Source organism: uncultured Muriicola sp., assembly GCF_947258935.1.
In the GTDB taxonomy this organism is placed as follows: Bacteria; Bacteroidota; Bacteroidia; order Flavobacteriales; family Flavobacteriaceae; genus Muriicola.
In genome coordinates this window covers 23,189-31,762 of sequence record NZ_CAMYKH010000020.1, presented here as the reverse complement: position 1 = coordinate 31,762, position 8,574 = coordinate 23,189, and the positions used below count along the sequence as shown (strand labels likewise).

Below are 8,574 nucleotides of genomic sequence, written 5' to 3'. Positions count from 1 at the left end.
AAAAATTTACATCGCTCGCCTTTAACGCTTCCTTTGAGAACCTGGGAGGCGGCAGCGTCCCTACGATCATTTTGGTCGCTTCCGGAAAAAGAAAAGGTTGGTATGGATGAATATGTTGGAACACAAGGTAGGGTTCAAAAAAAGCAATGTACTGTTTTTAACACTACTGGCCAATAGATGTATTAGTCCCTTCCTTGTTCCTTTCGTCCTCTTTTCATATCTTATTGTAAATTAAAAACATGGGAAAAGGAGATAAAAGCAGTAAACGAGGAAAGATCGCCAATAAATCTTACGGGGCTCGCAGACCAAGAAAAATAAAAAAGAGGCCTTCCCTGGAAGAAAAGATAAATGTAAAAGGAAAGACTTAATCGATTCGGAATTCTAGGATAACCTGTCCTTCCGCATCTACATTAAGTTCATAGGTGTATAAACCGATAGGCAAGACTTCTTCGCCTACGAAATCTATGGGTTGTAAAACATATACTTCCTCACCAGAAGTGATCTGAATATAAGCATAGGAGTACGCGGTTTCGAATTCCTGGTATTCTGAGTAGGTATCCGGACTCAAAGTTTCATACACATGATCCTCACTTCCTACGATAACCTCATCAAAGACCAGGGAGCTCATATTTTTTACTCGGATATTTATGGAAATAAGATCATCATCTCTGTCTGAGCAAGCAGATGTCATTATTCCAAAAGCCATACATAAAATGATCAATCGTTTCATAAGAGTGTTTTAATGAGATTCTATAGGATTAAAACGATCGCAATTCAAAAATATTCTATCTGATAAATACGGGCTGATGTTCCTTTAGGGTATGTTCTTTGCTGAACTGATAATCATTTCCAGTAAATCCACGAATATCATCGAGGGTCTTTGCATTGGTGTCAATCAGATACCTTACCATTGAACCTCTCGCTTTTTTGGCAAAAAAACTGAGTACCTTAAGCTTGTCATTCTTCCAATCCTTAAAGATCGGAGTAATAATTGGACCCATTATTTTTTTTGAATCCAGGGCGGAGAAATATTCCTATTTTTAGGGAAGTACCCATCTCGAAGCGATAGGGCTGTATTAGATCGAGGGGTTTTAATATTCCATAAAGTCCGGACAAGATCCTTAGGCTATCCTGCATTTTTCCTACTTTTTCTTCCGGCAAGGAATACACATCTAAACCCAGATACACATCGCCGTTAAAGGCGTAGATGGCTGGCCTTGCATTATCTGGTGAAAAGGGCAATTTAAATTGTTGGTTTCGCTCCCAATTGACTTCTGCCAATTGAGTAGAGATATTCATTAAGCGCTTAAGAGACCTTGGGCTCTTTTTTACAAGTACCTTGTTTATTTTCTGCGATTCCTGGAGAAAGGCCGGCATGGAATATTGGGCAGTAGGTAAACTAGTTTCAAAATCGAGCGACTTTGCTGGAGAAATTACAATCTTCATAAGCAACAATTTTCAACGAAAATAAGAAGGAAAATTGGTAATTCTGGTTGGCTTATTCTAATTGTTTTTGATATGCCTATTGAAAGTACTTATACTATTGGCTATGCTTGGAATAATGTCTCCACTTATCAATGCATAAGGCCATATCTTCCGGAAGTTCTGAATTGAATTGAACTTTTTTCCCGCTTACAGGATGAATAAACCCAAGGGTCTTTGCATGTAGGGCCTGCCTTGGCAAAATTTTAAAACAATTATCTACAAATTGCTTGTATTTGGTAAAGGTGGTACCCTTTAAGATCTTATCACCCCCATATCGTTCGTCATTAAAAAGTGTATGCCCAATATGCTTCATATGAACTCTGATCTGATGGGTCCTTCCTGTTTCCAGGATACATGAGACCAAAGTAACATATCCGAGGCGTTCAATGACCTTATAATGCGTTACAGCTTCTTTCCCCTGATCCCCTTCAGGAAAAACCTGCATCTGAAGTCTGTTCTTGGGGTTACGAGCAATATGACCTTCAATTGTGCCCTCTTCTTCTTCAATATTACCCCATACAAGGGCTACGTACTGACGCTCGCTTGACTTATCATAAAACTGTTTGGCCAAATGGGTCATAGCCTCACTGGTCTTTGCTATCACCAGTAATCCTGAGGTATCCTTGTCTATTCTATGTACCAGTCCGGGTCTGCCACTGGAATTCTCGGGAAGATCTTTGTTGTGATAGGCAAGTGCATTTAGCAGGGTACCGGAATAGTTGCCATGACCCGGATGCACCACCATCCCGGCAGGTTTATTTACAACCAGTACAATCTCATCCTCGTAAACAATGTCTAAAGGAATATTTTCAGGGGTTAGCAGAAATTCATAAGGAGGGTGTTCAAATAAAACCCTTACCTCATCACCAGCCTTTACCTTGTAATTCTGTTTTACTACTTTGCTGTTTACCCAAATATTACCCCCTTTTGCTGCCTGCTGAATTTTATTACGGGTCGCATTTTCAATAAAGTTCATTAAAAACTTATCTACACGTAGGGGTTCCTGCCCTTTAGAAGCTGTAAATCGGTGATGTTCAAAAAGATCATCTTCGGCGGGATCAGCAGGCTGGATATCATTCATATGACTATTCTGAATCGGCTTTGATCTTGGCCCTGCTAGAAATGGAGCCATTTCCACAGATAAGTTCTATTTTAGAAGTCTTTGGTAATTTATCTCCAGGGCTAACATTCTTACCCTTGAATTTTGCATAATATACCATATCCTTGCCTAATTCATCTATATAGGTTACCCGTTCAACATCAAGACCAACTGCTCTTAACATAGAAGCAGCATTACGTTGAGTTACCTGAATAATTTTGGGAACAGTGACCTTTTTATAACCAGAAGGATTAATGGTAATGTAGATCTTTCGATTCTCCTTTACCATATTTCCGGCAGGCGGATTTTGTTCTAAAATAGAAAATCTGGGATAGTCCGGATCATAGTTGGCAGAATCGAGCACCTCATATCTCAGGTTTGAACTCTCAATAGCTTTCCGCATGTCTGTAACAGACAATTTTGAAAGATTAGGAACCTCCACAAGTTCTCCGTGATGGGTAGAACCCTTGAGCCATTGCAGCGCCATCCAGGAGATCACTATGACAGCTACCAAAGCAAGGCCAAGGTTGATCAGAAGAGTTTTGCTGCGAAGAAAATTAAAAAAATTCCTCATAAGTTTACTTTATAACCTGGCAAAGATAGGAAACCGAATGCTTTTTTCTTTACTTTGATTTTGTTATAACCAGTCAATAGATCATGAATCAAACCTCGCTATTGCAAAAATGAAAGTGAATATTGCCATCATTATGGGAGGCTATTCCAGTGAGCATCAGATCTCCTTACTCAGTGGTAAGAATGTATACAAACACCTTAGTAGGGAAAGATATACTCCATACCGCGTCCTAATATCTACGGAAAAATGGGTCTGTTTAGACGATGCTGATAAGGAATATGCTGTTAACAAGGCAGATTTTACAGTAACCATGGGTAATGATAAGATCTCCTTTCATTGTGTATTCAATGCAATTCACGGAACTCCGGGGGAGGACGGACTAATGCAATCGTACTTTAAACTGCTGGGCTTACCACAGACCTCTTGCGGCTATTACCAGGCTGCTTTAACTTTTAATAAACGAGATCTTCTCAGTGTCTTAAAACCTTATGGGATAAAAGCAGCTACCTCTTTTTATCTAAATAAAGGTGATGTAATAAACGTAGATGACATCTTAAAGAAAGTAGGCCTTCCTTGTTTTGTGAAGGCAAATAAGGCAGGAAGTAGCTATGGAATTTCCAAGGTATATACCAAGGATCAGATTCGTCCTGCAATTGAGAAAGCGTATAAGGAAGACAATGAGATCATTATAGAATCCTTTTTGCAGGGAACAGAGGTCTCCGTAGGTGTCATCACCTATAATGGCGCCACTAAAGTATTGCCCATTACAGAAATAGTCACAGAGAACGATTTCTTTGATTATGAAGCTAAATATGAAGGCAAGTCACAAGAGATCACTCCCGCCAGAATTTCAGCAACGGAAAGGAAGAATGTAGAGCAATGCGCCCAACTTGCCTATGAAGTTCTAAAAATGAAAGGTTATACGCGGAGCGAATTTATTTTGATCGATGAAATACCTTATATGCTGGAGATGAATACCACTCCGGGCCTTACAGAACAGAGCATTTTACCTCAACAGGCTTTGGCGGCTGGGATATCCTTGGCCGAGCTTTTTGAAAGTGCTATTGAAGAAGCTTTAGACGAAAAATAAGTACCTTTAATTCGTAAAAACAGCTATTGCAAATGAGACGTGCTATCTTCCCAGGTTCTTTTGATCCCATTACCTTGGGGCATTATGATATTATAGAACGAGGAATTCATCTCTTTGATGAGATCATTATTGCCATTGGAAGCAATGCCGAGAAAAAGTATATGTTTTCTGAAAAGCAACGAAAATCCTTTATCGAAAAAGCTTTTAAGGGGGAGAAGAAAGTTAAGGTTGATACCTACAGCGGACTAACCATTGACTACTGTCAAAAAGTAAATGCACAATTTATTTTAAGAGGACTTCGAAATCCGGCCGACTTTGAATTCGAAAAGGCGATAGCTCATACTAACCGTAAACTTTCAGGTATAGAAACCGTTTTTTTACTTACGTCGTCGGGAAAATCTTACATCAGTTCCTCTATTGTTCGGGATGTGATCCGAAATGGCGGCGATTATACTTCATTGGTTCCGGATACAGTTAAAATCTAATGGATCATATTGTAAAGTAAACGGTTAAGACTTATGAACTAGTAGGTCACCGAATTCCCATTTCCGCGCTAAATTATTCAACAACTTTGTATTTTGTAAGTTTTTTCTTACTTTGTAGTAGTATTTGCCTACATTCTATAGAAAATTGCACGCACACAACGAGATTTGGCAGGTTCACAACAATCATTAAAGAATGAGGAATAATCAGAATACATTAGTAGGAAATTACAACAGAATGTTGCGTGGAACCCCTACAGTAACCTTTAACTACCTCATTAAACAGTTGCCTACGGCAACTGCCTTTATTAATAAAAAATTTGAGGTAGAATTTGTTTCTGACAAGTGGATCAATGATTTTGATTTCGATAAGATAAATGTTATTGGAAAATCTATCAATGAACTTTTTGGGGAAATAAGTGATGACTGGAAACAAGTTTTGGATAATTGTCTTAAGGGAGAAACGGGGGATAAAGGCCATCAACGCCACTTCGATAAAGACGAGAACGAATTCTGGTTTGAATGGCACAACATACCCTGGTATGACGAAAAGGAAAATATAATAGGAGTCATTATTCACACTGAGAATATCACAGAGCGAATAGACAATGAACTAACTATCCAAAAATTAGAACTTCTCCACGAAGAAAAAACCCAAAGCACTATCATTGGAAGTTGGGAATTTGATTTCGTCAGAAAAAAACTTAGCTGGTGCCCAATTATAAAGTCTATTCATGAAGTAGTTGAAAGCTATGAGCCAAATATTAAAAATGCCATCAATTTTTTTAAAGAAGGGTACAGTAGAAATACTGTTGCACTAACTATAGACAAAGCTATTGAGAAGGGGGAGCCATGGAAAGTTGAAGGTCAGGTAATTACCGCCAAGGGCAATGAAATTACCGTAATAGGAACCGGAAAACCCGTGTATAAATACGGGCAGTTTATTGGCCTGGTAGGAACTTTACAAAATCTTACACCGGAATTAGTTTCCAAAAACAAAATCAAACAACAAGAGCGTCACTTCAGTACGATCTTTAATTCGTCCTATCAGTTTACGGGCATCCTTGATACCCAGGGTACTTTTATTGAGGTAAATAAAACCGCCCTCCAATTCTCTGGTCTCAAAGAGAGTGAGGTCGTAAATAAAAAATTCTGGGATGCTTACTGGTGGCCTATCGCGGACTATATAAAAGACGGACTTAAAGAAATTATCAAAGCTGCAGCTCAAGGGGAGACCATGAGAAGTGAGATCGTTGTTCTGGATAAAGACAAGAATCCAATTCCGGTAGATTTTAGTTTAATTCCCGTCTATGATGACGAGAATAAAGTAGTCTCCTTACTGGCAGAAGGCAGGATGATCAAAGAAATGTTTGCCGCCCGTAAAAAACTGAAGATTAGTGAGCAAAAATTCCGGGCTCTTTATGAATTGTCACCCACCAGTTATATTCTCAGTGATTTTGATACCGGTGAGATACTTGATTACAATACCTCATTTGAAAAGACCACAGGCTATACCAAAGATCATATTGGTACTTTAAATGTCCAGGATATTCTGGTTTCTGTTTCCAAAACACAGATCTATAGGATCAAGAAAGAGATTGAAAGCAATAATGCCTTTGGACCGGAAGAACAAGAATACATTAAAAAGGACGGCACAAAATTCCCAGTCCTGGTAAGTGGTTCGCTTGTTGGTAATAAAAAAGGGCGAAAACTCTTATGGTCCACGGCCCAGGATATTTCCGAAAGCAAATTAAAGGAGGCTCAACTCAAAGAAGAACAACAATTATTAAGGACCTTAATTGACAACCTGCCATTAAACGTATTTATCAAAGACCTTGATTCTCGGAAGATACTGGTGAATAAATCAGAATTAGAATACCTGGGATTCAAAGATCAATCTGAGGTTATTGGCAAGAATGATTTTGACCTATATGACAAAGATGTTGCTGAAATTTCCCGGGCTGAGGATCTTAAAGTCATGAATTCTGGAAAAGCAATGCTAGGTGTTGAAACCATAAATATCAAAAAAGACGGGACTATAACTACCTTCCTTACTTCTAAGATCCCACTCAAGGGTGATAAAGGAAAAGTAAAGGGACTCATTGGCATCAGCCTGGATATCTCTGATCTTAAACGCAAGGAGGAGGAATTGCATGACCTGATCAACGTTACCTCCCATCAGAATAAGAAACTGATCAACTTTGCCCATATAGTATCCCATAATTTAAGGTCGCACACCGCTAATTTTTCTATGCTATTAGACTTCCTTGTAAGTGAAACAGATGCAGAGGAGAAGAACAGGATCATCAAAATGTTGATGGAAGCCTCAGATAATTTACTGGAAACCCTGGAAAATCTCAATGAAGTGGTAGCCATTAGTACCAAAATTAACCTTGACAAGAAATCCATCAATCTCAACGAGAAAATAACTACGGTAGAACAGAATCTTATCGCATTTTTAAAGAATAGTAATGCATTGATTATTAATGAGGTAGATGAAGACACAGAAGTGAAAGCAGTGCCGTCTTATATAGAGAGCATCCTTATGAACTTTATTACTAATGGTATAAAATACAAAGATCCTATGCGGAAGCCGGTTATACATTTGAGCGCCGAAACCAAAGGTGACTATACGGTCTTATCCATAAAGGATAATGGCTTGGGAATTGACCTGGAAGAGCATGGGGATAAACTTTTTGGGATGTACAAGACTTTTCATGAAAACCCGGATGCCCGGGGAATAGGTCTATATATTACCAAGAATCAAATTGAGGCCATGAATGGCAAAGTAACCGTAGATAGCAAGGTTGGTAAAGGAACCACCTTTAAAATATACTTCAATGAAAAAAATTAAGAGTATTTGTATCATTGATGATGATCCCATTACCGTTTTTGGGATCAAGAAGATGTTGAATTCTTTCGAACTTGCAGAGGAAATTAAGACCTATGTTAATGGAAAAGAGGCGATTGATGAAATCACTTCCATGGTTGAACAAAATATCCCCATACCCCAGGTGATCTTTCTGGATATCAATATGCCCATTATGGATGGATGGCAATTTCTGGAAAAATTTCTGACCTTAAAGATCGAATCTACTATAAGGATCAACATAGTAACATCCTCCATTGACCCCTATGACCTACAACAGTGGGAACGCTTTAAGTCTACTACACATCACTTTATAGATTTCAAGAACAAGCCTATTAGAAAGAATGACATTTTGGAGATCACAAAGGCTGCCTAGTGAAAATTGTCCACTTCGAATAGCGTTTTAATATTGGTATATGAATTCTCCAGGGCCTTTTGGATCTTGTGAGGCCCCTTCCATTTCACTTTCTCTATCTTTTCGCTTTTTTGCCCTACTAATTTGCCTTTATACGATGTTTTCATGGCATACCAATGAACTTCTTTGAGCTTGTAGATGCCACCTTTTTTAAAAACATGGTAAGTGGTCTTTAAGAAGTTTTCGATCTTCAAACCTTTGACCCCCGTCTCTTCCTCCACTTCGCGAAGCGCACATTCTTCAATCGTCTCTCCCTTATCTAAACGGCCCTTTGGCAGGTCCCACTTATCATTTCTATAAATAAAAAGTACTTTCCCTTGTTTATTAGTTACCACCCCGCCTGCAGCTACTTCCAGAGGAATTTTCTTGGTGAACTTTTTAAGGATTTCCTCATGATTGGGATGATAGATATAAGCAGCCTGTAACTTCTTTTTTACTAAAGCATCTATCGCAGTCTTAATGGCAGTACCATTGAGAGGGAAGTATTCACCGTTAACGGTTTCTGAGAGCTTGTTTGTTAAAACTAAGGGCGCGTCATTAACAAAAACTTTATACATTTG

9 protein-coding genes and 1 pseudogene are annotated in these 8,574 nt (G+C 38.7%); 5 read left to right on the top strand and 5 right to left on the bottom strand.

What is annotated here, in order from left to right; genetic code table 11:
• Positions 1 to 239 precede the first annotated feature (239 nt).
• Positions 240 to 368: a 30S ribosomal protein THX gene (locus Q0X72_RS05520; RefSeq protein WP_297762664.1), complete on the top strand. Its 129-nt coding sequence runs from the start codon at positions 240 to 242 to the stop codon at positions 366 to 368.
• On the opposite strand, the gene Q0X72_RS05515 is transcribed toward Q0X72_RS05520, so the two are convergent.
• From Q0X72_RS05515 to Q0X72_RS05500, 4 genes and pseudogenes are all read right to left on the bottom strand, one after another.
• The gene (locus Q0X72_RS05515) at positions 365 to 730 is read right to left on the bottom strand and encodes a hypothetical protein (protein ID WP_297762662.1); all 366 of its coding nucleotides are present in this window, start codon (positions 728 to 730) and stop codon (positions 365 to 367) included. The genes Q0X72_RS05520 and Q0X72_RS05515 overlap by 4 nt on opposite strands.
• Positions 731 to 785: 55 nt before the next feature.
• A pseudogene (locus tag Q0X72_RS05510) lies at positions 786 to 1,446 on the bottom strand (YaaA family protein).
• 94 nt (positions 1,447 to 1,540) lie between these two features.
• Positions 1,541 to 2,566 carry an RluA family pseudouridine synthase gene (locus tag Q0X72_RS05505; RefSeq protein ID WP_297762660.1) on the bottom strand — a complete coding sequence of 342 codons (1,026 nt, stop codon included), beginning with the start codon at positions 2,564 to 2,566 and terminating at the stop codon, positions 1,541 to 1,543.
• A gap of 4 nt (positions 2,567 to 2,570) precedes the next feature.
• Positions 2,571 to 3,158 carry a PASTA domain-containing protein gene (locus Q0X72_RS05500; RefSeq protein ID WP_297762658.1) on the bottom strand — a complete coding sequence of 196 codons (588 nt, stop codon included), beginning with the start codon at positions 3,156 to 3,158 and terminating at the stop codon, positions 2,571 to 2,573.
• A gap of 109 nt (positions 3,159 to 3,267) precedes the next feature.
• Here Q0X72_RS05500 and Q0X72_RS05495 point away from each other — a divergent pair, with 109 nt between their 5' ends.
• The 4 genes from Q0X72_RS05495 to Q0X72_RS05480 all read left to right on the top strand — a co-directional run bounded on the left by Q0X72_RS05495 (position 3,268) and on the right by Q0X72_RS05480 (position 7,975).
• Positions 3,268 to 4,248 (top strand): D-alanine--D-alanine ligase, encoded by a 981-nt coding sequence (locus Q0X72_RS05495; protein WP_297762657.1) that lies wholly within the window; start codon positions 3,268 to 3,270, stop codon positions 4,246 to 4,248.
• 32 nt (positions 4,249 to 4,280) lie between these two features.
• On the top strand, positions 4,281 to 4,733 hold the full coding sequence (coaD, locus tag Q0X72_RS05490; RefSeq protein WP_297762655.1) for a pantetheine-phosphate adenylyltransferase: 453 nt from the start codon (positions 4,281 to 4,283) through the stop codon (positions 4,731 to 4,733).
• A gap of 193 nt (positions 4,734 to 4,926) precedes the next feature.
• Positions 4,927 to 7,584: a PAS domain S-box protein gene (locus Q0X72_RS05485; RefSeq protein WP_297762653.1), complete on the top strand. Its 2,658-nt coding sequence runs from the start codon at positions 4,927 to 4,929 to the stop codon at positions 7,582 to 7,584.
• Entirely contained in the window at positions 7,571 to 7,975 is a 405-nt protein-coding gene (locus Q0X72_RS05480; protein ID WP_297762651.1) for a response regulator, read from the top strand. Before Q0X72_RS05485 ends, Q0X72_RS05480 begins: the two co-directional genes overlap by 14 nt.
• On the opposite strand, the gene Q0X72_RS05475 is transcribed toward Q0X72_RS05480, so the two are convergent.
• Positions 7,972 to 8,571 (bottom strand): NUDIX domain-containing protein, encoded by a 600-nt coding sequence (locus tag Q0X72_RS05475; RefSeq protein ID WP_297762649.1) that lies wholly within the window; start codon positions 8,569 to 8,571, stop codon positions 7,972 to 7,974. The two genes, Q0X72_RS05480 and Q0X72_RS05475, sit on opposite strands and share 4 nt — an antisense overlap.
• Positions 8,572 to 8,574 lie beyond the last annotated feature (3 nt).